Raw genomic sequence first — 25,064 nt, forward strand, 5'->3', positions numbered from 1 at the left:
CGCTGATGACGGAAGAACATGAGGCGGCCTTCGATCAGTTCCTGGCCGCCCGAAGCACGTCACTGCTGCGCACCGCGATCCTGGTATGCGGGGCGTCGCAGCACGACGCGGAGGACCTCGTCCAGCACGCGCTGGAGAAGGTCTATCGGCACTGGCCGAGGATCAGGCACGACAACCCCGACGCCTACGCGCGCAGGGTCGTCATGAACGCGGCCATCTCCGCGGCCCGCCGCCGCAAGATCATTCAGGAGATCACGTTCGCCAGGCCGCCCGAGACCGAGGCGGCGGTGCCCGACCTCGATCTGCGCGACGCGCTCATGGCGGAGCTGCGCAGGCTGCCCGCACGGATGCGGGCCGTCCTGGTGCTGCGCTACTGGGAGGACCTGTCGGAGTCGGCCACGGCGGCGGCGCTCGGCTGCTCGCTCGGCACGGTCAAGAGTCAGGCGGCGCGGGGGCTCGCCAGAATCCGCGAGAACATGAAGGAAGGAGCGCTCGTATGAAGGTCGAAGAGGGGCTCGCCGAGGCGATGGCCGCCCGGGTGGCCGACGTGCACGCGCCGTCCACGATGGGCGAGAGCGTGCGCAGGAGGCACCGCAGGCACGTGATCAGATTCAGGGTCGCGGGGGCGGCCCTCATGACCGCCGCCCTGGCGGCGGGGGCTCCCATGGTCCTGTCGATGAGCTCGGGCTCCACGGTGGTGGCCCAGGCGCCCATCACCGTGAAGATCGTGACCGAGGTGACGGTGCCCGACCTGACCGACATGACGCTGGCCGAGGCGCAGGCGGCGCTGCGGGCGGTCGGTCTGGTCGGCGAGAGGTCGACAGGGCACGAGCACGTCTTCGGCCAGGAGCCGAAGCCGGGCACGGAGGCGCCTTCGGGCTCGACCGTCAAGCTCTACCTGAGGGAGGAGGCGCCCCAGGCGCTCGGCGATCTGGGCGACGGCCGCACGTTCGGCGGCATCACGCTCGGCTACCTGCCCGAAGGGCTGGTGTGGAGCAAGTGGTCGAACAGCTGGTCCGACAAGAAGGCACAGGGCCACACCAGCTACACCACCAGCTACGACACTCCTGACGGCCGCCCCGGCGAGTATGGCATCCAGGTCATGGTTCACGAGGGTGAGGCGGGCAGGCAGATCGAGGCCCGCCTGAAGCGCGACGGTGTCGAGCTCGTCGACCTCGGCGGCAGGCAGGCCTACGTGGCCGAGCTTGAGCCGAGCGTTCGGAGCATCGGCTTCAAGCTGCGCGACGACCTCGCGGTCGAGGTGCTGATGAGCCCTGTCAGGGCCAAGAAGCTCGGCGCCGAGGCGGTCTCCACCGAGCTGAAGAAGATCGCCGAAGGGATCCGCCCGGCGGAGTGATCAGAGCGGGGAATGCGGGCATCTAATGGGGTATGGCGCCTGACGGGTTGGTCACCGCCCACGGCGGGCGATGGCGGGCCGCGCTCGCCCTCGCCGCCCTGGCGGTGACCGTCCTCACGATCATCGCCATCTTCTCCTCGGGATTCGGCAGGACCCCACCGGTCACGGTCGTCCCGACCCTCGCCCCCAGGCCTCCTTCGACCCCCACCGTCACCTCGCCCGGCATCACGGTCGTGGCCGACAACTTCTGGCTCACCTACCTGCCTGCCGGGCTCAGCCGCACAGGAGGCGGCTCCATCTCGCCCGAGCCCGGCGTCGAGGGCGGGTGGGCCCGCTACGCGGCGGGCTCGGACTTCGTCGAGGTACAGGTGGAGCACGGCACCGTCGCCGCCGACTGGGAGACCTACCGCAAGCGCGCGGCTCTCGCCTCGCCGCGCGAGACCACCGTCCGCGGCAAGCCCGCCCTGGTGGGCAGGCACCCGAGCGGCGGGATGATGATCGCCTGGCTCGAGCGCACCGGCACCGGCGCCTGGATCCGCGTCAGCGACGCACTCTCCGCCGACCTCCTCCCCCTGGCCGCCTCCGTCCACGCTCCGCCGTCCTCCAGGTGACAATCCATCCCGTACGGCAAGCGGCCATGGCGCCTCCGTTCCCGCGTGGTCCCGTCCCTCGCGGGCGCGCGCCCAGCAGGACTTCGCCTCCCGCCGTCACGGCGCCCGCGTCTCTGGAAGCAGGGCGATGCGTCAGACGGCTTCGGACAGGAGCTTCTGGAGGCGGCTGACGCCCTCGACCAGGTCGTCGTCGCCCAGCGCGTAGGACAGGCGGAAGTAGCCGGGAGTGCCGAAAGCCTCACCGGGCACGACGGCGACCTCGGCCTCCTCGAGGATCAGCTCGGCCAGCTCGGCCGAGGTCTGCGGGCGCCTGCCGCGCAGCTCCTTGCCGAGCAGCGCCTTCACCGACGGGTAGACGTAGAAGGCGCCCTGCGGCTCGGGGCAGACCACGCCGGGGATCTCGTTGAGCATCCTGACCATGGTCCTGCGGCGGCGGTCGAACGCCTCGCGCATCCGCGCCACCGCCGACAGGTCGCCGTTCACCGCGGCCAGCGCGGCGACCTGGGCGACGTTGCAGACGTTGGAGGTGGCGTGCGACTGCAGGTTGGTCGCGGCCTTCACCACGTCGGAGGGGCCGATGAGCCAGCCGACCCGCCAGCCGGTCATGGCGTAGGTCTTGGCGACCCCGTTCAGGATGACGACCTTGTCGCCGAGCTCGGGCACGGCGGTGGCGATGCTGGTGAACTCGGTCTCGCCGTACACGAGGTGCTCGTAGATCTCGTCGGTGACCACCCACAGGCCGTGCCCTGCCGCCCAGCGGCCGATCGCCTCGACCTGCTCGCGCGGGTAGACCGCGCCCGTCGGGTTGGACGGCGAGACGAACAGCAGCACCTTGGTCCGCTCGGTGCGGGCCGCCTCGAGCTGCTCGACGGAGGCGAGGTAGCCGGTGGTCTCGTCGGTGACGACGTCGACCTGCACCCCGCCGGCCAGCTTGATCGCCTCGGGGTAGGTCGTCCAGTAGGGCGCGACCACCAGCACCTCGTCGCCGGGGTCGAGCAGCGTCGCGAACGCCTGGTAGACCGCCTGCTTGCCGCCGTTGGTCACCAGGACCCGCGAGGCGTCGACCTGGTAGCCGGAGTCGCGCAGGGTCTTGTCGGCGATCGCCTGCTTCAGCTCGGGCAGGCCGCCCGCCGGCGTGTACTTGTGGAAGCGCGGGTCGTGCGCCGCCTCGACCGCCGCCTCGACGATGTAGCCGGGCGTGGGGAAGTCGGGCTCGCCCGCGCCGAAGCCGATGACCGGACGGCCTGCGGCCTTCATGGCCTTCGCCTTGGCGTCGACGGCCAGGGTGGCGGACTCGGAGATCGCGGAGATGCGTGCGGAGATGCGGCTGGACATATTCACATGGTGGCACGAGGCGACACGCCCATGCGGGCAACTACCCGGTGACCAGGGCGATCAGGTTCTGGTTCGACGTAGCGGTCATTCTTCCGTACACTTTCGCCTGGTCCTGCCGCCGCATGTCGTTGTGGCGATCGGTCCGGGCAGTAAGTCAATCGATGTAGTGTGGTTGACGACATAGGGCACTAGCGCAATTGGTAGCGCACCGGTCTCCAAAACCGGCGGTTGGGGGTTCGAGTCCCTCGTGCCCTGCTGAGTGCGGTCCGCGCAGCAAGGCGTGCAAGCGCGCCGCGTAAACTGCGTTGGATACGACAGAGGTGAGGACTGTGGCGATCGACACGCACAGCGAGACCGCCGGCAAGCCGAGCGGCGAAAAGAAGTCGAAGCGCACTTCTCCTGCCCTTTTCTATCGGCAGGTCGTCAACGAGCTGCGTAAGGTCATCTGGCCGACGCGCAAGGATCTCATCACCTACACCGCGGTCGTTCTGGTATTCGTTCTGATCATGGTTGCGATCGTGTCGGGGCTTGACGCCCTGTTCACGGAGGGCGTCCTGCGGATCTTCGGCGGCAGCTGAGCCACGCCGGCCGGGTGACGCCCGACGGGCCACCATTCGATTCGACGAAAGAGGAAAAGTCACCGTGTCCGAGACTTCAGACACCCCTCGCGAGGAGTGGGACGACGACGTCGCCGCTGAGGAGTCCATCGACGAGGTCGAGGAGACCGACGTCGAGGAAGCCGAAGACGCCGACGACGTCGAGGAGTCCGACGAGGCTCCGGTGGCCGTCGTCGAGGAGGAAGAGGACGAGGTCGAGGCCATCGACCCCGTCGAGGAGTTCAAGCGCTCCCTGCGCGGCCAGCTCGGCGAGTGGTACGTCATCCACTCCTACGCCGGCTACGAGAACCGCGTGAAGTCCAACATCGAGAGCCGTAACGTGTCGCTCAACATGGAGGACTACATCTTCCAGGTCGAGGTGCCCACGCACACCGTCCAGGAGTTCAAGAGCGGCAAGAAGGTTCCGGTCAAGGAGCGCGTGCTGCCCGGCTACGTGCTGGTGCGCATGGACCTCACAGACGAGTCCTGGGCCGCCGTGCGCAACACGCCCGGCGTGACCGGTTTCGTCGGCCTCTCCAACAAGCCGAGCCCGCTCAGCATCGACGAGGTCGCCAAGCTGCTGGCGCCCGAGCCGACCGAGGAAGCCAAGAAGGCCACCGCCAAGGCGGCCACGGGCCCCACGGTCGAGTTCGAGATCGGCGAGTCGGTCACCGTCATGGACGGCCCGTTCGCCACGCTGCCCGCCTCGGTCAGCGAGATCAGCCCCGAGTCGCAGAAGCTCAAGGTGCTGGTGTCGATCTTCGGTCGCGAGACCCCGGTCGAGCTGTCGTTCAACCAGGTCTCGAAGATCTGACAGGCTCGCATACACTCGATGAGGAACGTGTGACTCCGCGCGTGCCCTAGCCGCCGGAGCCCCTCGCGCGTTTCTGTCGTCAAGACGTTCGGCAGGCCGTCCCTCGCGAAGGACGGCCTTCCGACATGTCCGCCCGCACCCGCGGGTGGACGGCACCGCAATCAGGACCCGGAGAAGGACACATGCCTCCGAAGAAGAAGATCGCGGCACTGGTCAAGGTCCAGCTTCCCGCTGGCCAGGCCACGCCCGCCCCGCCGGTCGGTACCGCCCTCGGTCCGCACGGCGTCAACATCATGGACTTCGTGAAGCAGTACAACGCTGCCACCGAGGCCCAGCGGGGCAACATCATCCCCGTCGAGATCACCATTTTCGAGGACCGCAGCTTCACCTTCATCACGAAGACGCCTCCGGCGCCTGAGCTGATCAAGAAGGCGCTCGGTCTCGACAAGGGCTCTGCGGTTCCCCACAAGGACAAGGTCGGCAAGCTGAGCCGCGAGCAGCTGCGCAGCATCGCCGAGACGAAGATGCCCGACCTCAACGCCAACGACGTCGAGGCCGCCGAGAAGATCATCGCCGGCACCGCCCGGTCGATGGGCATCACCGTCGCCGAGTAAGACCTTTCCGTTCGTCCCGTGGGAGGGCCACGCGCTGGCCCGAGACCACAGACTCCACCGAGGAGACAGAAGTGAAGCGCAGCAAGGCGCACAAGAACGCGTCGGCGCAGGTCGACCGCGACAAGCTCTACACCCCCGCCGAGGCCGCGAAGCTGGCCAAGGCGACCTCCACCACCAAGTTCGACGCCACCGTCGAGGTGGCGCTGCGGCTGGGTGTCGACCCTCGCAAGGCCGACCAGATCGTGCGCGGCACGGTCAACCTCCCGCACGGCACCGGTAAGACCGCCCGGGTCCTGGTCTTCGCGACCGGTGACCGTGCCGAGGCTGCCCGCGAGGCCGGCGCCGACATCATCGGCGCCGACGAGCTCATCGACGACATCGCCAAGGGCAACAGGCTCAACGAGTTCGACGCCGTCGTCGCCACCCCCGACCTGATGGGCAAGGTCGGCCGCCTGGGCCGTGTCCTCGGCCCGCGTGGTCTCATGCCGAACCCGAAGACCGGCACCGTGACCCCGGACGTGGCCAAGGCCGTGACGGAGATCAAGGGCGGCAAGATCGAGTTCCGCACCGACCGTCAGGCGAACCTGCACTTCATCATCGGCAAGACGTCGTTCGGTGAGCGCCAGCTCATCGAGAACTACGCCGCGGCCCTTGACGAGGTGCTGCGTCTCAAGCCGTCCGCGGCCAAGGGGCGTTACGTCAAGAAGGTCACCTTCTCCACCACGATGGGTCCGGGTGTCCCGGTCGACCCCAACGTGACTCGCGCGATGACCGCCGAGCTCGAGGGCTGATCCCGCTCTTCCGAAAGACCCCCGCAGGGCTTCCTGCGGGGGTCTTTCGCTGTCATATGGGATTAAAGACATATACAGGGAGGAAGTGGACTCAGGGTTATCTCGGGGTCATCCCTGTGCGCCGGGAAGGCTTCGGCGACGTAGTGTCGGAATCATGCTGAAGCGCAGGATTACTCTCGCCGCCGTCGCGACGGGCGCCGCCGCCCTGGTCGCGGTCGCCGGTTGTGGATCGACAGGAGCGACCGCGTCCGGGGCGGTGCCCATCCAGGTGAACCTGGCCGCCGCCGAGGTCCTGGAGCAGGCCGCGCAGAAGACACAGGAGGTCACGAGCTACACCGTGGACGCCGTCGTGGACGTGACGGACCCGCAGGAGGGCTCGGGCAAGGTCCAGGGGCGGATGATCTACCAGAGCAAGCCCCAGCTCGCCGCCGACCTGACCCTCGACAGCGCCAACTTCGGCGGGAAGAGCCTGCCGGGCGGGGCGCGGGCCGTACTGCAGGGCGACCACGTCTACCTGCGTGTCGAGGCGCTGAACCAGATGCTCGGCGCCACCAAGCCGTGGATCAAGGTGTCGCTGAACGAGGCGGCCGGCGGTGACGCGAGCAGGTACCTCGAGCAGGTCCAGCAGTTCGACCTGGCGAACGTCACCAAGCTGGTCACCGCCTCCCAGAACGTCAAGCAGGTCGGCACCGAGGCCGTGGGCGGCGTCGACACCACCCACTACAGCGGCACGTTCCCGGTGGACGCGGCCGTGCAGCAACTGCCCGCCGACAAGCAGGAGCAGGCCAAGAAGCACATGGCCGAGCTCAAGGACGTCACGTTCGACATCTGGGTCGGCGCGGACGGCCTGCCGCGCAAGCTGGCGATGACCGGCGCGGAGAAGGGCGCCACGTTCAACGCCAACCTGTTCTTCAAGGGCTTCAACGAGCCGGTCTCCATCGTCGCGCCGCCCGCCGAGCAGGTGGGCGACCTGCCCAAGCACGGCGGAAACTGACTCCAGCGGGGGGCGATTTGGCATCTTGACGAATCGCCCCCTATTCTGGTGCTTGCCAAAGACCGCCGGTCGTTGCTGGGTGCCTCAAGGCCCGGTGACCGAAGGATCCACATCGTGGACGGCCCGCGTAGGTGAGATGCGAAGTTCTTCCGTGTGGATTCCACATGGGTGAGCCCCGTGCGCCTGCGCCGGGGCTTGTTTCATGTTCAGAGACCTTCGCCGGCGGCACATCTGGAAGGAGGCCCATGGCGAGGGCGGATAAGGCGACAGCGGTTGCCGAGCTCAAGAGCGAGTTCGAGGGCAGCAGCGCCGCCGTTCTGACCGAGTACCGCGGTCTCACCGTCGCGCAGCTCAAGCAGCTGCGTATTGCGCTCGGTGGGAACGCGAAGTTCGCCGTGGCGAAGAACACCCTGACCAAGATCGCGGCCACCGAGGCCGGCGTGACTGGTCTCGACGACCTGCTGGTCGGCCCGACCGCCGTTGCCTTCGTCACGGGCGACGTCGTCGAGGCCGCGAAGGGTCTGCGTGACTTCGCCAAGGCCAATCCCCTTCTGGTGATCAAGGGCGGCTTCATGGAGGGCAAGGCCCTCGACGCCGCTGAGATCACCAAGCTCGCTGACCTCGAGTCCCGTGAGGTTCTCCTCGCGAAGCTGGCCGGTGCGATGAAGGCGAAGCAGTCCGCTGCTGCCGCCGTGTTCGCCGCGCTGCCCACCAACATGGCTCAGCTGGCCGAAGCCCTTCGCGCCAAGCGCGAAGAGGCTGGCGAGTAAGACCGGGGATTGCCGCAACTTCACCGCGGTCCCGTTTCACCACTTAGCAAGATCCATACGGAGGAAACATCATGGCGAAGCTCAGCACCGACGAGCTGCTCGACGCGTTCAAGGAGATGACCCTCCTCGAGCTGTCCGAGTTCGTGAAGCTCTTCGAGGACACCTTCGACGTCAAGGCTGCCGCCCCGGTCGCCGTTGCCGCCGCCGGCCCGGTCGGCGCCGCTCCGGCTGAAGAGGCTGCGGAGCAGGACGAGTTCGACGTCATCCTCGAGGCCGCCGGCGACAAGAAGATCCAGGTCATCAAGGAGATCCGCGCGCTGACCTCCCTCGGCCTGAAGGAGGCCAAGGACCTGGTCGACGGCGCTCCGAAGCCTGTCTTCGACGCCAAGGTCAACAAGGAGCAGGCGGAGAAGGCCAAGGCTGCCCTCGAGGGCGCCGGCGCCACCGTCACCGTCAAGTAAGACGGCGCGTCTCTTCTGAAAAGAGCGGAACACCACCCTGGTGCCGGGTGGGTTCCGCTCTTTTTCGCGTCCGCCCGCAGGACAAAGATCAGAGTGCCCCTGGAGCGTCAGCGTCGGTATGGCCCTGAGCTCCCGCACATAACCGGCCAGTAACAATCCCGGAGGACTATTGGAATGGAGTCCAATTCGCGGGAAGCTCCCTACGACGATCGTGCGTAGATACAGTGTTCGTCTCGTTACCACCGGCGACTGGAAGGTGACCAGTGGGCGTCGAGGTCGTGGTCGATGGGCTGACGAAGTCGTTCGGCAGGCAGGTCATCTGGGAGGACGTCTCGCTGACGCTCCCCGCCGGCGAGATCTCGGTGCTGCTCGGCCCCTCCGGCACCGGCAAGTCCGTCTTCCTCAAGACCCTCGTCGGCCTGCTGCGGCCCGAGCGCGGTCACATCTGGATCGACGGCTACGACCTGGCCAACTGCAGCGAGAACAAGCTCTACGAGCTGCGCAGGCTGTTCGGCGTGCTCTTCCAGGACGGCGCGCTGTTCGGCTCGCTCAGCCTCTACGACAACATCGCCTTCCCGCTGCGCGAGCACACCAAGAAGAGCGAGACGCAGATCCGCCAGATCGTCATGGAGAAGATGGAGCTGGTCGGCCTGCTCGGCGCCGAGAGCAAGCTGCCGGGCGAGATCTCGGGCGGCATGCGCAAGCGCGCGGGCCTGGCCAGGGCGCTCGTGCTCGATCCCGAGATCATCCTGTTCGACGAGCCCGACTCCGGCCTCGACCCGGTCCGCACCTCCTACCTCAACCAGCTGATCGTCGACCTCAACGCCGAGATCGAGGCGACCTTCCTCATCGTCACCCACGACATCAACACCGCCCGCACGGTGCCCGACGACATCGGGCTGCTGTTCAGGCGCGAGCTGGTGATGTTCGGCCCCCGCGAGATGCTGCTGTCCAGCGACGAGCCGGTGGTCAGGCAGTTCCTCAACGCCCGCAGGCACGGCCCGATCGGCATGTCGGAGGAGAAGGACGTCTCCGAGCTGGAGGCCGAGGCGCAGCTGGGCCACGACCCCGGCGCACTGCCGCCCATCCCGCCGCAGCTGATGCCCAGCGGCAACGTGATCCGCCGCACGCAGAAGGCGCCGGGCTCGTGGCTGGCCGCCAACGGGGTGATCCCGCCGCAGGGCTCCTTCGTCGACGAGCGCGGCCGCAACTGGCTGGAGGAGTACCCCCGGCTGGTCAACGCGCACATGAACGGCGTGCACTGACCCATGTCCACCTGCCGAGCGCCCTGGTCGCAGCCCTGGAGCGACTACTCTCCGCGTTCGCGTGCGCACGGTGATGGGTCGGGTTCGTGGCGCACGCAGGTGACACCGCCAGGGCGGCGCTCAGGCGGCCGTTCCACCGGCGGGAGTTCCTGCAGCAGGCGTGGTTCATCGTCAGCGTGAGCGAACTGCCGACCGCGCTGGTCGCGATCCCGTTCGGCGCGGTGCCGGCGCTGCAGTCCGGCAACCTCATCCGCCAGTTCGGCGCCCAGTCCTTCACCGGTGGGACGGCCGTGCTCGCCCTCGTGCGCGAAGCGAGTTCGGTCGTGATCGCGGGCGCGGCCGGCAGCGCGCTCTGCGCCGACCTCGGCGCGCGCGTGATCCGCGAGGAGATCGACGCGATGCGGGTGTTGGGCATCGACCCGCTGCACCGGCTCGTGGTCCCCCGCGTCGCGGCGTGCGCGCTGGTGACGCCGCTGCTCAACGGCCTCGTCAGGGTGGTCGGGCTGGTGGCGGGCCACTCCTTCAGCGTGCTCGCCCAGGGCGGCTCGCCCGGCGCCTACCTGCAGTCGTTCAGCGCGCTGGCGCGCCTGTCGGCCCCGTGGACGGCCGAGGGCAAGGCGCTGGTCTTCTCGGGGTGTACAGCCGGGCTCATCGCCTCCTACAAGGGCCTCAGCGCCGCGGGGAGGCCCAAGGGCGTGGGCGACGCGGTCAACCAGACGGTGGTGTTCTCGGCGATGGCCCTCTTCGCCGAGAACTTCCTCATCAGCGCGGCGGCGGCGTGAACAGGCTGGGCGAGTTCGCCTACGGGCGCTGAAGGCGCTGCCCGTGGCCCTCCGCTACCGCGCGGAGGTGCGGCGGCTGCTGGGCGAGTCGCGTGCCGTCCGCGGGGTTGCAACTGGGCCCCATGGCCAGCGCCGCTCTCGGCACGACCGTCACCGGCGAGCGCGACCGGATCGACCGCCTGCTGCGCGACGTCCCGAGCATGTCGAACAATAGCGAGCGCCTGCTGGCAGCGACGACGTGCGCGTCGCCGGCGTCCGCGTCGGCCGCGTGGAGGAGATCTCCCTGTACGGCACGCAGGCCGAGGTCGCCCTCGGCTACCCGGCGGGGGTGGCGGGGGCCTTCACCGTCATCGACGACGACGACGGGCTGCACTTCGGGGCCTGCGCTCGCGGGAGTAGCCCTCTGGCACGCGGGTGGCGCGAGATACCCGCAGGACACGAGCGTGAAGCGGGGCCGGTTCCACACCTACTGCAGGGCTCCGGACGACAGCGAGACCCGGGGTGAGGGGCGCCCGCCACGCGCCCGCTCCGCTGCCCAGCCCGTCCATTCAGGGCCTGGAGGAACGGGCCGGGCGTTATGATCCCGCGATATGGCAGGCACAGCTGACTCCTCCAGGTCGGTGACCGTGCTGCGCGGGCTGACCGTGGCGCTGGCGGCGCTCCTGCTGCTGGTGGCGGGGTTCGCCGTCTGGCTGAGCGCGCAGCTGCGCGACGAGGAGGCGGCGGCGGCCGACCGCCGGGGGGCGCTGGCGGCGGCCTCGGCGCATGCGGTGAACCTGCTGTCGCTCAACTACCAGGACGCGGACGCCAGCATCCAGAAGATCCTCGCCACCTCCACGGGGACGGCCTTCGCCGAGTACTCTGCGGGCGCGCCCAAACTCAAGGAGACCACGATCGCCAACAAGGTCGTCCAGACGGGCGCCGTGCGGGCGGCGGGGGTGGTGTCGATGGGCGACGGCACCGCCAAGGTGCTGGTCGTCGCCGACTCCCACATCAACTGGGTGGGCTCGGGCACCCCCGACCAGGACCGCTACTTCCGGTGGTCCATGGACCTGGCCAAGGTCAAGGGCGTCTGGCTGGTCGCGAAAGCGGAGCAGGTGCTGTGAGGATCGCGGTGGCGGCGGTGCTGGCCGTGGCGGTGGCGTTCCTGGGTTGGACCGCCGTGCGGATGCTGGGCGAGCTCAACGACCTGCGCGGCGGCAGGGAGTCGGGGGAGCAGGCGATGGTCGCGGCTCTGGCGATGGCGCCCGACCTGCTGTCCTACAACCACAGGACGATCGAGGAGGATCTGAGACGGGCCGAGGCCCTCACGACGGGCGAGCTGACCGAGCGCTACCGCGAGCTGCGCGCCTCGCTGGTGCCCAGGGTCACCGAGCAGCGCACCGTGCAGGAGGTCTCGGTGGCGGGGGCCGCGGTCGAGAGCGCCACGCCTGACCGGGTGGCCGTGCTGCTGTTCGTGAACATGGGGACGGTCAAGCAGGCGCCGGGCAGCGCCGAGCCGCGTCAGCAGGTGATCCAGAACCGGGTCAGGTTCGTCATGGTGAAGAATGGTTCGCGATGGCTCGTGGGCGATCTGTCCACGCTGCTCGGTAGCGCATGATGTCCGGGCATGTCCCGACTTTCAATTGTTATCAAAATCCAGGTTTGGCGAAGCTCTGGATGCGGGTACCTCAGTCACAGTTCCACCGCACGGCAGCATGGGTTCGGCCGCAGGTGTGACAGAGCGTTAGCGCCCCCGGCTCGCGGGTATCGTCTTGGGGCTGTCGGCTAGTGAGCTGTCACCTTGGGGAGAAATCCCAGCGTCCAGGCTTTGAGTTGGCCGAAAGTCCGGCTCGCAGGCTTGACGTTTCCGCTCGGACGGGCGATGCTGCGGACAACGTGGAGCATGCAGCGAGAGCGAAGTGGACAGGCGTGTGCCGTTCGGCTACACTGCCCCTTTGCGCTGCCCTTTGACGACCCGCTTCTCTTGCTCACGTTGCGAGGTTGTCTGGCGTGCGTGTAGTCAGTCCGCCGCGAGCCCTCGGAAGGACATCTGTTGGCAGCCTCGCGCAACGCCTCCGCCGTACCCGCCGGTCCCCGTCGCGTCTCTTTTTCGCGTATCCAGGAGCCCCTCGAAGTTCCTGACCTTCTCGCTCTGCAGACCGAGTCCTTCGACTGGTTGCTCGGCAACGAGAAGTGGAAGGCCCGGGTAGAGGCGGCTCGTCAGGCCGGGCGCAAGGACGTCCCGACCCAGTCGGGCCTCGAAGAGATCTTCGAAGAGATCAGTCCCATTGAGGACTTCTCGGGGACCATGTCCTTGTCGTTCCGCGACCACCGGTTCGAGCCGCCCAAGTACTCAGTCGATGAGTGCAAAGACAAGGACATGACCTTCTCCGCCCCCATGTTCGTGACGGCGGAGTTCATCAATAACACCACTGGTGAGATCAAGAGCCAGACGGTGTTCATGGGCGACTTCCCGCTCATGACGCCGAAGGGCACCTTCATCATCAACGGCACCGAGCGTGTCGTGGTCTCGCAGCTGGTCAGGTCCCCTGGTGTCTACTTCGACCGCAGTGTCGACAAGACCTCCGACAAGGACCTCTACGGCTGCAGGGTCATCCCCTCGAGGGGAGCCTGGCTCGAGTTCGAGATCGACAAGCGCGACAGCGTCGGTGTGCGCATCGACCGCAAGCGCAAGCAGGCCGTCACCGTGCTTCTCAAGGCACTGGGATGGACCAACGACCAGATCCTCGAGCGCTTCGGTCAGTACGAGTCGATGCGGGCCACCCTGGAGAAGGACCACACGGCCGGCCAGGATGACGCCCTGCTCGACATCTACCGCAAGCTCCGTCCGGGCGAGCCGCCGACCAAGGAGTCGGCGCAGACCCTGCTGGAGAACCTCTACTTCAACCCCAAGCGTTACGACCTGGCCAAGGTTGGTCGTTACAAGATCAACAAGAAGCTGGGGATCGACGCCGAGATCACTCAGGGCACGCTGACCGAAGAGGACATCGTCGCCACCATCGAGTACATCGTCAGGCTGCACGCGGGCGAGGAGTCGATGCCGGGCGCCGAGGGCCGTGAGGTCATCGTCGAGACCGACGACATCGACCACTTCGGCAACCGCCGTCTGCGCAGCGTCGGCGAGCTCATCCAGAACCAGGTCCGCCTGGGCCTGGCCCGCATGGAGCGCGTCGTCCGCGAGCGCATGACCACGCAGGACGTCGAGGCGATCACGCCGCAGACCCTGATCAACATTCGCCCGGTCGTGGCGTCGATCAAGGAGTTCTTCGGCACGTCGCAGCTGTCGCAGTTCATGGACCAGACCAACCCGCTGGCCGGCCTGACGCACAAGCGGCGTCTGTCCGCGCTGGGCCCCGGTGGTCTGTCGCGTGAGCGGGCGGGCTTCGAGGTTCGAGACGTGCACCCGTCCCACTACGGCCGGATGTGCCCGATCGAGACCCCTGAAGGCCCGAACATCGGTCTGATCGGCTCGCTGGCCTCCTACGGACGCATCAACGCGTTCGGCTTCGTCGAGACGCCTTACCGCAAGGTCGTCGACGGCAAGGTGACCGAGCAGATCGACTACCTCACGGCCGACGAGGAAGACCGCTACGTCAAGGCGCAGGCCAACACGCAGCTCAACCCCGACGGCTCCTTCGCCGAGCCGCGCGTCCTGGTCCGCACCAAGGGCGGTGAGACCGAGCTCGCGCGTGCGGAGGAGGTCGACTACGTCGACGTCTCCGCCCGCCAGATGGTCTCCGTCGCGACCGCGATGATCCCGTTCCTGGAGCACGACGACGCCAACCGCGCGCTCATGGGCTCCAACATGCAGAGGCAGTCCGTGCCCCTGCTGAAGAGCGAGGCGCCGCTGGTCGGCACCGGCATGGAGTACCGTGCCGCGACCGACGCCGGCGACGTCATCAGCGCCGAGAAGGCCGGCGTGGTCGAGGAGGTCTCCGCCGACTACGTCACCGTCATGAACGACGACGGCACCCGCACCACCTACCGGGTCGCCAAGTTCAAGCGCTCCAACCAGGGCACCTCCTTCAACCAGAAGCCCATCGTCGCCGAGGGCGACAGGGTCGAGGTCAACCAGGTCATCGCCGACGGTCCCTGCACCGACCAGGGCGAGATGGCGCTCGGCAAGAACCTCCTCGTGGCGTTCATGCCGTGGGAGGGCCACAACTACGAAGACGCGATCATCCTGTCCCAGCGGCTGGTCCAGGACGACGTCCTCTCCTCGATCCACATCGAGGAGCACGAGGTCGACGCCCGTGACACCAAGCTGGGTCCCGAGGAGATCACCAGGGACATCCCGAACGTCTCCGAGGAGGTCCTGGCCGACCTCGACGAGCGCGGCATCATCCGCATCGGCGCCGAGGTCGTTCCCGGCGACATCCTCGTCGGCAAGGTCACGCCCAAGGGCGAGACCGAGCTGACCCCCGAGGAGCGGCTGCTGCGCGCGATCTTCGGTGAGAAGGCGCGGGAGGTCCGCGACACCTCGCTGAAGGTGCCGCACGGCGAGTCCGGCAAGGTCATCGGCGTCCGCGTCTTCAGCCGCGAGGAGGGCGACGAGCTTCCTCCCGGCGTCAACGAGCTGGTCCGCGTCTACGTGGCCCAGAAGCGTAAGATCACCGACGGTGACAAGCTGGCCGGCCGTCACGGCAACAAGGGTGTCATCTCCAAGATCCTCCCGGTCGAGGACATGCCCTTCCTCGAGGACGGCACGCCGGTCGACATCATCCTCAACCCGCTGGGCGTGCCCGGCCGAATGAACGTCGGCCAGGTGCTCGAGACCCACCTCGGCTGGATCGCGGCCAGGGGCTGGGACATCACCGGTGTCCAGGAGGCGTGGGCCGAGAGGCTGCGCGAGAAGGGCTTCGGCGAGGTCGCCCCGCGCACCAACGTCGCCACCCCGGTGTTCGACGGCGCGCACGAGGAGGAGATCGTCGGCCTGCTCAGCAACACCATCGCCAACCGCGACGGTGACCGCATGGTGCAGGAGACCGGCAAGGCGCGGCTGTTCGACGGCCGCTCCGGCGAGCCGTTCCCGTACCCGATCTCGGTCGGCTACATCTACATCCTGAAGCTGCTGCACCTGGTCGACGACAAGATCCACGCGCGTTCGACCGGTCCTTACTCCATGATCACTCAGCAGCCACTGGGTGGTAAGGCGCAGTTCGGTGGCCAGCGTTTCGGCGAGATGGAGGTGTGGGCTCTCGAGGCCTACGGCGCCGCCTACGCCCTGCAGGAGCTGCTCACCATCAAGTCCGACGACGTCCTCGGCCGAGTCAAGGTCTACGAGGCCATCGTCAAGGGCGAGAACATTCCCGAGCCCGGCATTCCCGAGTCCTTCAAGGTCCTCATCAAGGAAATGCAGTCGCTGTGCCTGAACGTCGAGGTGCTCTCCAGCGACGGCATGTCCATCGAGATGCGTGACACCGACGAGGACGTCTTCAGGGCCGCCGAGGAGCTCGGTATCGATCTGTCCCGGCGCGAGCCGAGCAGCGTGGAAGAAGTCTGAGGGGGAGATCGCACATGCTGGACGTCAACTTCTTCGACGAGCTCCGGATCGGCCTCGCAACCGCTGACGACATCCGTCAGTGGTCCCACGGCGAGGTGAAGAAGCCCGAGACCATCAACTACCGAACTCTCAAGCCGGAAAAGGACGGACTCTTCTGCGAGAAGATCTTCGGCCCGACCCGCGACTGGGAGTGCTACTGCGGCAAGTACAAGCGCGTCCGCTTCAAGGGCATCATCTGTGAGCGCTGCGGCGTCGAGGTCACTCGCGCCAAGGTGCGTCGTGAGCGGATGGGCCACATCGAGCTGGCCGCGCCCGTCACGCACATCTGGTACTTCAAGGGCGTTCCTTCGCGCCTTGGCTACCTGCTCGACCTGGCCCCGAAGGACCTCGAGAAGGTCATCTACTTCGCGGCCTACATGATCACGCACGTCGAGACCGAGCTGCGTGACCGTGACCTGCCCTCGCTCGAGGCGAAGATCTCCGTCGAGCGGCAGCACATCGAGCAGCGCCGTGACGCCGACATCGAGGCCAGGCAGAAGAAGCTCGAGGGCGACCTGGCCGAGCTCGAGGCCGCCGGTGCCAAGGGTGACCAGCGCCGCAAGGTCCGCGAGGGCGCCGAGCGCGAGATGCGTCAGCTGCGCGACAGGGCCCAGCGCGAGCTCGACAGGCTCGACGAGGTCTGGAGCCGTTTCAAGAACCTCAAGGTCCAGGACCTCGAGGGCGACGAGATGCTCTACCGCGAGATGCGCGACCGCTTCGGCCGCTACTTCAAGGGCGGCATGGGCGCGCAGGCGATCCAGGAGCGCCTGATCAGCTTCGACCTCGACGCCGAGGCCGAGAACCTGCGCGAGACGATCCGCAGCGGCAAGGGCCAGAAGAAGGCCCGCGCCCTCAAGCGGCTCAAGGTCGTGTCGGCGTTCCTCAACACGACCAACTCGCCGCGCGGCATGGTGCTCGACTGCATCCCTGTCATCCCGCCGGACCTGCGCCCGATGGTGCAGCTCGACGGTGGCAGGTTCGCGACCTCCGACCTGAACGACCTGTACCGCAGGGTCATCAACAGGAACAACCGCCTCAAGCGACTTCTCGATCTCGGCGCGCCCGAGATCATCGTGAACAACGAGAAGCGGATGCTCCAGGAGGCCGTCGACTCGCTGTTCGACAACGGCCGTCGTGGCCGTCCCGTCACGGGTCCCGGCAACCGTCCGTTGAAGTCCCTCAGCGACATGCTGAAGGGCAAGCAGGGCCGCTTCCGCCAGAACCTGCTGGGCAAGCGAGTCGACTACTCGGGCCGTTCGGTCATCGTCGTCGGCCCGCAGCTGAAGCTGCACCAGTGCGGTCTGCCCAAGCAGATGGCGCTGGAGCTGTTCAAGCCGTTCGTGATGAAGCGCCTGGTCGATCTCAACCACGCGCAGAACATCAAGTCGGCCAAGCGGATGGTCGAGCGCGCCCGCCCCGTCGTGTGGGACGTGCTCGAAGAGGTCATCACCGAGCACCCCGTGCTGCTCAACCGCGCGCCCACGCTGCACCGTCTGGGCATCCAGGCGTTCGAGCCGCAGCTGGTCGAGGGCAAGGCCATCCAGATCCACCCGCTCGTCTGCACCGCGTTCAACGCGGACTTCGACGGCGACCAGATGGCCGTGCACCTGCCGCTGTCGGCTGAGGCCCAGGCCGAGGCTCGCATCCTGATGCTCTCGACCAACAACATCCTCAAGCCGGCCGACGGCAAGCCCGTGACGATGCCCACCCAGGACATGGTCATCGGCCTCTACTGGCTGACCACGCAGAAGGACGGCGCGATCGGCGAGGGCCGCGTGTTCGGCTCGGTGGCCGAGGCGCAGATGGCCTTCGACCGGCGCGAGCTGGAGATCCAGGCCAAGATCCAGATCCGGCTCGCCGGTGACGTCCAGCCGCCTCGCGGCTGGGCCGCTCCCGAAGGCTGGGAGGCGGGCGACCCGATCCGTCTGGAGACGACCTTCGGCCGCTGCCTGTTCAACCAGACGCTGCCGAGCAACTACCCGTTCGTCAACTTCCAGGTGGGCAAGAAGCAGCTGTCCGCGATCGTCAACGAGCTGGCCGAGACCTACCCCAAGGTCGACGTCGCCACCTCGCTCGACGCGCTCAAGGACGCCGGCTTCCGCTGGGCGACCCGCTCCGGCGTCACGATCTCGATCGACGACGTCGTCGCGCCGCCCAACAAGGCCGACATCATGGAGAGCTACGAGCGCAGGGCCGACAAGGTCCAGCGCGAGTACGAGCGCGGTCTGATCACCGACGAGGAGCGCCGCCAGGAGCTCATCGAGATCTGGACCCACGCCACGGCGGACGTCGAGACCGACATGGTCAACGCGTTCCCCGCGACGAACCCGGTCTGGATGATGGTCAACTCCGGCGCCCGCGGTAACAAGATGCAGGTGCGTCAGATCGCCGGTATCCGTGGTCTGGTGTCCAACACCAAGGGTGAGACGATTCCGCGGCCGATCAAGGCCTCCTTCCGTGAGGGCCTGTCGGTTCTGGAGTACTTCATCTCCACCCACGGTCAGCGAAAGGGTCTGGCCGACACCGCGCTCCGTACCGCCGACTCGGGTTACCTGACCCGTCGTCTGGTGGACGTGGCGCAGGACGTCATCGTGCGCGAGATCGACTGTGGCACCGACCGTGCGGTCCCGCTGCACGTCGGCGAGCGCGACTCGGCGGGCAACCTGGTCAAGGCCGAGAACGCCGAGTCCAACGTGCACGGCCGCATCCTGGCCGAGGACGTCGAGGTCGACGGCAAGGTCATCGCCGCGGCGGGTGTCGACATCAACGACACCCACGTCACGGCGCTGGTCGAGGCCGGCATCGAGACCGTCCGCACCCGCAGCGCGCTCGTCTGCGAGGCCAAGATCGGTGTCTGCGCGACCTGCTACGGCCGCTCGCTGGCCACCGGCAAGCTCGTGGACGTCGGCGAGGCGGTCGGCATCATCGCCGCCCAGTCGATCGGTGAGCCCGGCACCCAGCTGACGATGCGTACCTTCCACACCGGTGGTGTGGCGGGCGCCGACATCACCCACGGTCTGCCCCGTGTCCAGGAGCTCTTCGAGGCGCGCATCCCCAAGGGTGTCGCCCCGATCTCCGAGGCAGAGGGCCGGGCTCGCATCGACGAGACCGACAAGACCAGGAAGATCGTGATCACCCCCGACGACGGTTCGGAGGAGATCGCCTACCCGGTCTCGATGCGCTCGCGCCTGCTCATCCAGGACGGCCAGCGTGTCTCGGTGGGCACCCAGCTCATCGCCGGTGCGGTCAACCCGAACGAGGTCCTGCGCATCCTCGGCCCGCGTGCGGTGCAGCTGCACCTGGTCGCCGAGGTCCAGCAGGTCTACCGCTCCCAGGGTGTGTCGATCCACGACAAGCACATCGAGATCATCGTTCGGCAGATGCTCAAGCGCGTCAACGTGCTCGAGTCCGGTGAGACCGACCTGCTGCCCGGTGAGCTCGTCGAGCGTCCGCGCTTCGAGCAGATGAACCGCGAGACCGTCGCCGAGGGTGGCTCGCCCGCCTCCGGCCGTCCGGTCCTCATGGGCATCACGAAGGCGTCGCTCGCCACCGAGTCGTGGCTGTCGGCGGCCTCCTTCCAGGAGACCACCAGGGTCCTGACGGACGCGGCGATCCACGCCAAGTCCGACTCGCTCCTGGGCCTGAAGGAGAACGTCATCATCGGAAAGCTGATCCCGGCCGGAACTGGCATGCCCCAGTACCGCAACATCCGGGTGGAGCCGACCGAGGAGGCCAAGGCCGCGATGTACACCGTCGGCGGGTACGACGGTTCGGCCGCGGACTACACCTTCGGCACCGGCAGCGGCGAGGCCGTGCCGCTGGAGGAGTACGACTTCGGGCAGTACAACCGCTAGTCGATCGGTTGCCGGGAACGCCCCGCACCTTGCTCCGGCAAGGCGCGGGGCGTTCCCCTTTTCCCGCCCACGCCTTAGAGACAAAGCCCCCGGCGTCCGTGCCGGCTTTCCGAGAGGCGTGCCCCCGGGCGTCCGCGTTGGTTCCGTCGTGCCGGGCCCTCTGGGGTTCCGCGTTGGTTCCGTCGTGCCGGGCCTGTACGGCAAGCTCAGCCTGCCGCCACCCTCGGCGCGTGGCCGGGGTCTGTCCAGGGATACGCGTCACCGGGCGCGCGGGCTGGGGTCCGTTACGGCGCACCCACCCCCGGCCGCCGAAGGGCCGCGATCACACGCACGCCCCCAGGACACCGACGAGAGAGCGAGTCGTTGAGCGCCGAGCCATGCACACGGTCAGGGCGCCGAGCCGTGCACACGGTCAGGGCGTCGAGCCGTGCACACGGTCAGGGCGTCGAGCCGTGCACACGGTCAGAGTGTCGGGCGGGGTGAGGCGTTGAGTGTCGGGTGTCGGGTGGGTGAATTCTGGCAAAGAGGATGCGGGGAAACGCGTGACGGAGAAGGGCCAGACAACTAGGGAGATGCGGGTAAGCTGGACCAGGGTCTGATAAGGCCACGGCACGAATGTACGGTCGCACCGACAGCGACCGGTCGCAGTCGTTTTGACGTGCTGCGCTGGGCTGGGTAGTCTTACCCTTCGTGCCCGTGGGTTCATGGGCCCTCATGCATGCGCTCCGACAGGCTGCGCGGCATGGTCTCTCTCCAGCGTTCGATTGCGCCGGGTGGTGGCTCGACAGAGCGCGACACGCCCGACCGCGTGGGTCGGCGCAAGAGGAAAATCAGCAGGTCATGACACCGGCAGTACCTGCGAAATGCACGACCTGACGTATTACCGGCCAAGGCACGAACGGAGTGGCAGTGCCCACTATTCAGCAGTTGGTCCGCAAGGGCCGGCAGGACAAGGTCACCAAGACCAAGACTCCTGCCCTCAAGGGGAGCCCGCAGCGCCGCGGCACTTGCCAGCGCGTCTACACGACGACGCCCAAGAAGCCCAACTCGGCTCTGCGCAAGGTGGCCCGTGTGCGGCTCACCAACGGCATCGAAGTCACGGCTTACATCCCCGGTGTGGGCCACAACCTGCAGGAGCACTCCATCGTGCTCGTGCGTGGCGGTCGTGTGAAGGACCTGCCGGGTGTTCGCTACAAGATCATCCGTGGCTCCCTCGACACGCAGGGCGTCCGTAACCGCAAGCAGGCCCGCAGCCGCTACGGCACGAAGAGGGAGAAGTAACCATGCCTCGCAAGGGTTCTCCTGGCCGTCGTCAGCTCATGTCTGACCCGGTTTACAGCTCGCCGCTGGTGACCGCTCTGATCAACAAGGTGCTCCTTGACGGCAAGCGCTCCATCGCGCAGTCGATCGTCTACGGGGCGCTCGAGGGCTGCAAGGACAAGACCGGCAACGACCCGGTCGTCACGCTGAAGCGCGCCCTCGACAACGTCAAGCCCACCCTCGAGGTCCGCAGCCGCCGTGTCGGTGGCGCGACCTACCAGGTCCCGGTCGAGGTGCGCGCCGCGCGCAGCACCACCCTGGCCCTGCGTTGGCTGGTGCAGTACTCCCGCGCCCGCCGCGAGAAGACCATGACCGAGCGCCTCATGAACGAGCTCCTCGACGCCAGCAACGGCCTCGGGGCGAGTGTCAAGAAGCGCGAGGACACCCACAAGATGGCCGAGTCCAACAAGGCCTTCGCCCACTACCGCTGGTAACAGCGGGTTCGACGAGACGACGAGGACGCGAGAGAAGTGGCCACCACGACCGCTCTTGACCTGGCCAAGATCCGCAACATCGGGATCATGGCCCACATCGACGCGGGCAAGACCACGACGACCGAGCGCATCCTGTTCTACACCGGCATCAACTACAAGATCGGTGAAGTCCACGAGGGCGCTGCCACCATGGACTGGATGGAGCAGGAGCAGGAGCGCGGCATCACGATCACGTCTGCCGCGACGACCTGTGAGTGGCTCGACCACACCATCAACATCATCGACACTCCCGGTCACGTCGACTTCACCATCGAGGTGGAGCGCTCGCTCCGCGTCCTCGACGGCGCCGTCGCCGTGTTCGACGGTGTCGCGGGTGTCGAGCCGCAGTCGGAGACGGTGTGGCGCCAGGCTGACCGCTATGGCGTGCCGCGCATCTGCTTCGTGAACAAGATGGACCGCGTCGGCGCGGAGTTCCACCGTTGCGTCGACATGATGATCAGCCGTCTGGCGGCGACGCCGGCTGTCATCCAGCTTCCCTGGGGCGTCGAGTCCGGTTTCAAGGGCGTCATCGACCTGGTGAAGATGAAGGGTCTGCTCTGGAGCGAAGAGGCTGCCAAGGGCGAGATGTACGACACCGTCGACATCCCGGCCGAGTACGCCGACGCGGCTCGTGAGTGGCGCGAGAAGCTGGTCGAGACCGTCTCGGAGAACGACGACGAGCTGATGGAGCTCTTCCTCGAGGGCACTGAGCCCACCGAGGAGCAGCTGGTCGCGGCCATTCGCCGCGCCACGCTGGCCAGCGCCATCAACCCGGTTCTCACCGGCACCGCGTTCAAGAACAAGGGCGTTCAGCCCCTGCTCGACGCGATCGTGGCCTACCTGCCCGCGCCGACCGACATCCCCGCCTTCAAGGGGCACGCGGTCGGCAAGGAGGACGAGGTCGTCGAGCGTCACGCGGACGTCAGCGAGCCCTTCTCCGCGCTGGCCTTCAAGATCATGAGTGACCAGCACCTGGGTCGTCTCACCTACATCCGCATCTACTCGGGCACGCTCGAGACCGGCACCGGGGTCATCAACTCGGTGAAGGGCAAGAAGGAGCGGATCGGCAAGATCTACCAGATGCACGCGAACAAGCGCGAGGAGCGCCCGTCCGCGCACGCTGGTCAGATCGTCGCCGTGATGGGTCTGAAGGACACCACCACGGGTGACACGCTCTCCGACCCGTCGAACCAGGTCGTGCTCGAGTCGATGACGTTCCCGGCTCCGGTCATCAACGTCGCGATCGAGCCCAAGACCAAGGGCGACCAGGAGAAGCTCGGCACCGCCATCCAGCGTCTGGCCGAGGAGGACCCGTCCTTCCAGGTCCGTCGCGACGAGGAGACCGGTCAGACGGTCATCTGGGGCATGGGCGAGCTTCACCTCGAGATCCTCGTGGACCGTATGCGTCGCGAGTTCAAGGTCGAGGCCAACGTCGGCCGCCCGCAGGTCGCCTACCGCGAGACCATCCGCCGCAAGGTGGAGAAGGTTGACTACACCCACAAGAAGCAGACCGGTGGTTCCGGTCAGTTCGCGCGGGTCATCATCAACCTGGAGCCGCTGGGCGAGGGCAACGACGGTTACGAGTTCGAGAACAAGGTTTCGGGTGGTCGTGTCCCGAGGGAGTACATCCCCTCGGTCGACGCGGGCGCCCAGGAGGCCGCCGAGTTCGGCGTGCTGGCCGGTTACCCGATGGTCGGCGTGAAGGTGACGCTGACCGACGGTGCGGCGCACGACGTCGACTCCTCGGAAATGGCCTTCAAGATCGCCGGCTCGATGGCCTTCAAGGAGGCCGCTCGCAAGGCCGACGCTGTGCTCCTCGAGCCGATGATGGCCGTTGAGGTCACCACGCCCGAGGACTACATGGGTGACGTCATCGGAGACCTCAACGGTCGCCGCGGGCAGATCCAGTCGATGGACGAGCGCGCTGGCGCCCGCGTCATCGCGGCTCTCGTACCCCTGTCGGAGATGTTCGGCTACGTGGGAGACCTGCGTAGCAAGACGCAGGGGCGCGCGAGCTACAGCATGCAGTTCGACTCCTACGCGGAGGTGCCCCCGGGCATCGCCAAGGAGATCGTCGCGAAGGCCCGGGGCGAATAAGTCCTGGTCCCGCCGGTCCGGGGCCGTGTGCCCCGGACCTTTCGGGATCAGGGCGCACAAGCCCAGGTCCCTGGTGGGGTGACGACGAGTCGCCTCGCCGTTCAGGGGTTCGGGGAGACCCGGGCCCGAGTGTGAAGTAAGTCAGTCAGATTCTCTAAGGAGAGAACCAGTGGCTAAGGCCAAGTTCGAGCGGACTAAGCCGCACGTGAACATCGGCACCATTGGGCACATCGACCACGGCAAGACCACTCTGACCGCGGCGATCACCAAGGTGCTTCACGAGCGTTTCCCTGAGATTAACGAGGCGACGCCGTTCGACAAGATCGACAAGGCGCCCGAGGAGAAGGCTCGTGGCATCACGATCTCCATCGCGCACGTCGAGTACCAGACCGAGAAGCGCCACTACGCTCACGTGGACTGCCCCGGTCACGCCGACTACGTGAAGAACATGATCACCGGTGCCGCTCAGATGGACGGCGCGATCCTCGTGGTCGCGGCGACCGACGGTCCGATGCCGCAGACGAAGGAGCACGTCCTCCTGGCCCGCCAGGTCGGCGTCCCCTACATCGTCGTGGCGCTCAACAAGGCCGACATGGTCGACGACGAGGAGATCCTGGAGCTCGTCGAGCTCGAGGTCCGTGAGCTGCTCTCGGCTCAGGAGTTCCCCGGCGACGACCTGCCCGTCGTTCGCGTCTCCGCTCTGAAGGCCCTCGAGGGCGACCAGAAGTGGGGCGACAGCATCATCGAGCTGATGACCGCTGTCGACGAGAGCGTGCCGGAGCCCACCCGCGCCGTCGACAAGCCGTTCCTGATGCCGATCGAGGACGTCTTCTCGATCACCGGCCGCGGCACCGTCGTGACCGGCCGTATCGAGCGCGGCATCGTCAAGGTCAACGAGACCGTCGACATCATCGGCATCAAGACCGAGAAGACCACCACCACGGTCACCGGTGTCGAGATGTTCCGCAAGCTGCTCGACGAGGGCCAGGCCGGTGACAACGTCGGTCTGCTGCTCCGCGGCATCAAGCGCGAGGACGTCGAGCGCGGCCAGTGCATCATCAAGCCGGGCACGACCACCCCGCACACCGAGTTCGAGGCCCAGGTCTACATCCTGAGCAAGGACGAGGGCGGCCGTCACACGCCGTTCTTCAACAACTACCGTCCTCAGTTCTACTTCCGTACGACTGACGTGACCGGTGTCGTGCACCTCCCCGAGGGCACCGAGATGGTCATGCCGGGCGACAACACCGAGATGCGCGTTGAGCTGATCCAGCCCATCGCCATGGAGGACGGCCTCAAGTTCGCCATCCGCGAGGGTGGCCGCACGGTCGGCGCCGGCAACGTGGTGAAGATCCTCAAGTAGTACGACAACTGGGGCGGCGGTC

General features: G+C 67.3%; 22 protein-coding genes and 1 tRNA gene. 22 read left to right on the top strand and 1 reads right to left on the bottom strand.

Annotation, left to right across the window (positions count from 1 at the left end):
• Positions 1–5: 5 nt before the first annotated feature.
• Genes H4W81_RS40155 through H4W81_RS40165 form a run of 3 tightly spaced genes read left to right on the top strand, consistent with a single transcriptional unit; the run spans position 6 to position 1,968 of the window.
• On the top strand, positions 6–500 hold the full coding sequence (locus H4W81_RS40155) for a SigE family RNA polymerase sigma factor (RefSeq protein WP_192779577.1): 495 nt from the start codon (positions 6–8) through the stop codon (positions 498–500).
• Positions 497–1,357, top strand: coding sequence for a PASTA domain-containing protein (locus H4W81_RS40160; RefSeq protein ID WP_192779578.1), 861 nt, complete (start codon positions 497–499; stop codon positions 1,355–1,357). The genes H4W81_RS40155 and H4W81_RS40160 overlap by 4 nt, the downstream gene beginning before the upstream one ends.
• Before the next feature lie 32 nt (positions 1,358–1,389).
• Positions 1,390–1,968, top strand: coding sequence for a hypothetical protein (locus H4W81_RS40165; protein ID WP_192779579.1), 579 nt, complete (start codon positions 1,390–1,392; stop codon positions 1,966–1,968).
• Between the two features lie 132 nt (positions 1,969–2,100).
• Here H4W81_RS40165 and H4W81_RS40170 read toward each other — a convergent pair whose 3' ends face one another.
• Positions 2,101–3,303 carry a pyridoxal phosphate-dependent aminotransferase gene (locus H4W81_RS40170; protein ID WP_192779580.1) on the bottom strand — a complete coding sequence of 401 codons (1,203 nt, stop codon included), beginning with the start codon at positions 3,301–3,303 and terminating at the stop codon, positions 2,101–2,103.
• Between the two features lie 182 nt (positions 3,304–3,485).
• On the opposite strand from H4W81_RS40170, the gene H4W81_RS40175 reads away from it, so the two are divergent.
• The 19 genes from H4W81_RS40175 to tuf all read left to right on the top strand — a co-directional run bounded on the left by H4W81_RS40175 (position 3,486) and on the right by tuf (position 25,042).
• A tRNA-Trp gene (locus tag H4W81_RS40175) sits at positions 3,486–3,558 on the top strand.
• A 74-nt stretch (positions 3,559–3,632) separates the two neighbouring features.
• Positions 3,633–3,881 (top strand): preprotein translocase subunit SecE, encoded by a 249-nt coding sequence (gene secE / locus H4W81_RS40180; RefSeq protein ID WP_192779581.1) that lies wholly within the window; start codon positions 3,633–3,635, stop codon positions 3,879–3,881.
• Positions 3,882–3,945: 64 nt separating this feature from the next.
• A complete protein-coding gene (nusG, locus tag H4W81_RS40185) occupies positions 3,946–4,713 on the top strand; it encodes a transcription termination/antitermination protein NusG (protein WP_192779582.1) in 768 nt (255 codons plus the stop codon).
• Between the two features lie 182 nt (positions 4,714–4,895).
• Positions 4,896–5,327, top strand: a complete 432-nt coding sequence (gene rplK / locus H4W81_RS40190; RefSeq protein WP_192779583.1) for a 50S ribosomal protein L11 — start codon at positions 4,896–4,898, stop codon at positions 5,325–5,327.
• Positions 5,328–5,398: 71 nt separating this feature from the next.
• Positions 5,399–6,118 carry a 50S ribosomal protein L1 gene (rplA, locus tag H4W81_RS40195; protein WP_192779584.1) on the top strand — a complete coding sequence of 240 codons (720 nt, stop codon included), beginning with the start codon at positions 5,399–5,401 and terminating at the stop codon, positions 6,116–6,118.
• A 154-nt stretch (positions 6,119–6,272) separates the two neighbouring features.
• Positions 6,273–7,112, top strand: coding sequence for an SCO4651 family lipoprotein (locus tag H4W81_RS40200; protein ID WP_225959022.1), 840 nt, complete (start codon positions 6,273–6,275; stop codon positions 7,110–7,112).
• 245 nt (positions 7,113–7,357) lie between these two features.
• The gene (gene rplJ, locus H4W81_RS40205) at positions 7,358–7,882 is read left to right on the top strand and encodes a 50S ribosomal protein L10 (RefSeq protein WP_192779585.1); all 525 of its coding nucleotides are present in this window, start codon (positions 7,358–7,360) and stop codon (positions 7,880–7,882) included.
• Positions 7,883–7,953: 71 nt separating this feature from the next.
• Positions 7,954–8,343, top strand: a complete 390-nt coding sequence (rplL, locus tag H4W81_RS40210; RefSeq protein ID WP_183650926.1) for a 50S ribosomal protein L7/L12 — start codon at positions 7,954–7,956, stop codon at positions 8,341–8,343.
• A 263-nt stretch (positions 8,344–8,606) separates the two neighbouring features.
• Positions 8,607–9,608: an ABC transporter ATP-binding protein gene (locus H4W81_RS40215; protein ID WP_192779586.1), complete on the top strand. Its 1,002-nt coding sequence runs from the start codon at positions 8,607–8,609 to the stop codon at positions 9,606–9,608.
• 86 nt (positions 9,609–9,694) lie between these two features.
• Entirely contained in the window at positions 9,695–10,390 is a 696-nt protein-coding gene (locus tag H4W81_RS40220) for an MlaE family ABC transporter permease (RefSeq protein WP_192779587.1), read from the top strand.
• A 238-nt stretch (positions 10,391–10,628) separates the two neighbouring features.
• Entirely contained in the window at positions 10,629–10,895 is a 267-nt protein-coding gene (locus H4W81_RS40225; RefSeq protein ID WP_192779588.1) for a hypothetical protein, read from the top strand.
• A gap of 85 nt (positions 10,896–10,980) precedes the next feature.
• Positions 10,981–11,496, top strand: coding sequence for a hypothetical protein (locus H4W81_RS40230; RefSeq protein WP_225959023.1), 516 nt, complete (start codon positions 10,981–10,983; stop codon positions 11,494–11,496).
• Entirely contained in the window at positions 11,493–11,990 is a 498-nt protein-coding gene (locus tag H4W81_RS40235) for a hypothetical protein (RefSeq protein WP_192779589.1), read from the top strand. The genes H4W81_RS40230 and H4W81_RS40235 overlap by 4 nt, the downstream gene beginning before the upstream one ends.
• A 435-nt stretch (positions 11,991–12,425) precedes the next feature.
• On the top strand, positions 12,426–15,896 hold the full coding sequence (gene rpoB / locus H4W81_RS40240; protein WP_192779590.1) for a DNA-directed RNA polymerase subunit beta: 3,471 nt from the start codon (positions 12,426–12,428) through the stop codon (positions 15,894–15,896).
• 14 nt (positions 15,897–15,910) lie between these two features.
• A complete protein-coding gene (locus H4W81_RS40245) occupies positions 15,911–19,789 on the top strand; it encodes a DNA-directed RNA polymerase subunit beta' (protein ID WP_192779591.1) in 3,879 nt (1,292 codons plus the stop codon).
• Between the two features lie 909 nt (positions 19,790–20,698).
• Complete coding sequence (rpsL, locus tag H4W81_RS40250) at positions 20,699–21,070, top strand: 30S ribosomal protein S12 (protein WP_183650908.1); 372 nt, start codon at positions 20,699–20,701, stop codon at positions 21,068–21,070.
• Between the two features lie 2 nt (positions 21,071–21,072).
• A complete protein-coding gene (rpsG, locus tag H4W81_RS40255; protein WP_183650905.1) occupies positions 21,073–21,543 on the top strand; it encodes a 30S ribosomal protein S7 in 471 nt (156 codons plus the stop codon).
• Positions 21,544–21,630: 87 nt separating this feature from the next.
• Positions 21,631–23,679, top strand: a complete 2,049-nt coding sequence (gene fusA, locus H4W81_RS40260) for an elongation factor G (RefSeq protein WP_397126117.1) — start codon at positions 21,631–21,633, stop codon at positions 23,677–23,679.
• A gap of 169 nt (positions 23,680–23,848) precedes the next feature.
• On the top strand, positions 23,849–25,042 hold the full coding sequence (gene tuf / locus H4W81_RS40265; RefSeq protein WP_192779593.1) for an elongation factor Tu: 1,194 nt from the start codon (positions 23,849–23,851) through the stop codon (positions 25,040–25,042).
• The last annotated feature ends 22 nt before the right edge of the window (positions 25,043–25,064 follow it).

The sequence above is a fragment of the Nonomuraea africana genome (assembly GCF_014873535.1).
Classification (GTDB): domain Bacteria; phylum Actinomycetota; class Actinomycetes; order Streptosporangiales; family Streptosporangiaceae; genus Nonomuraea; species Nonomuraea africana.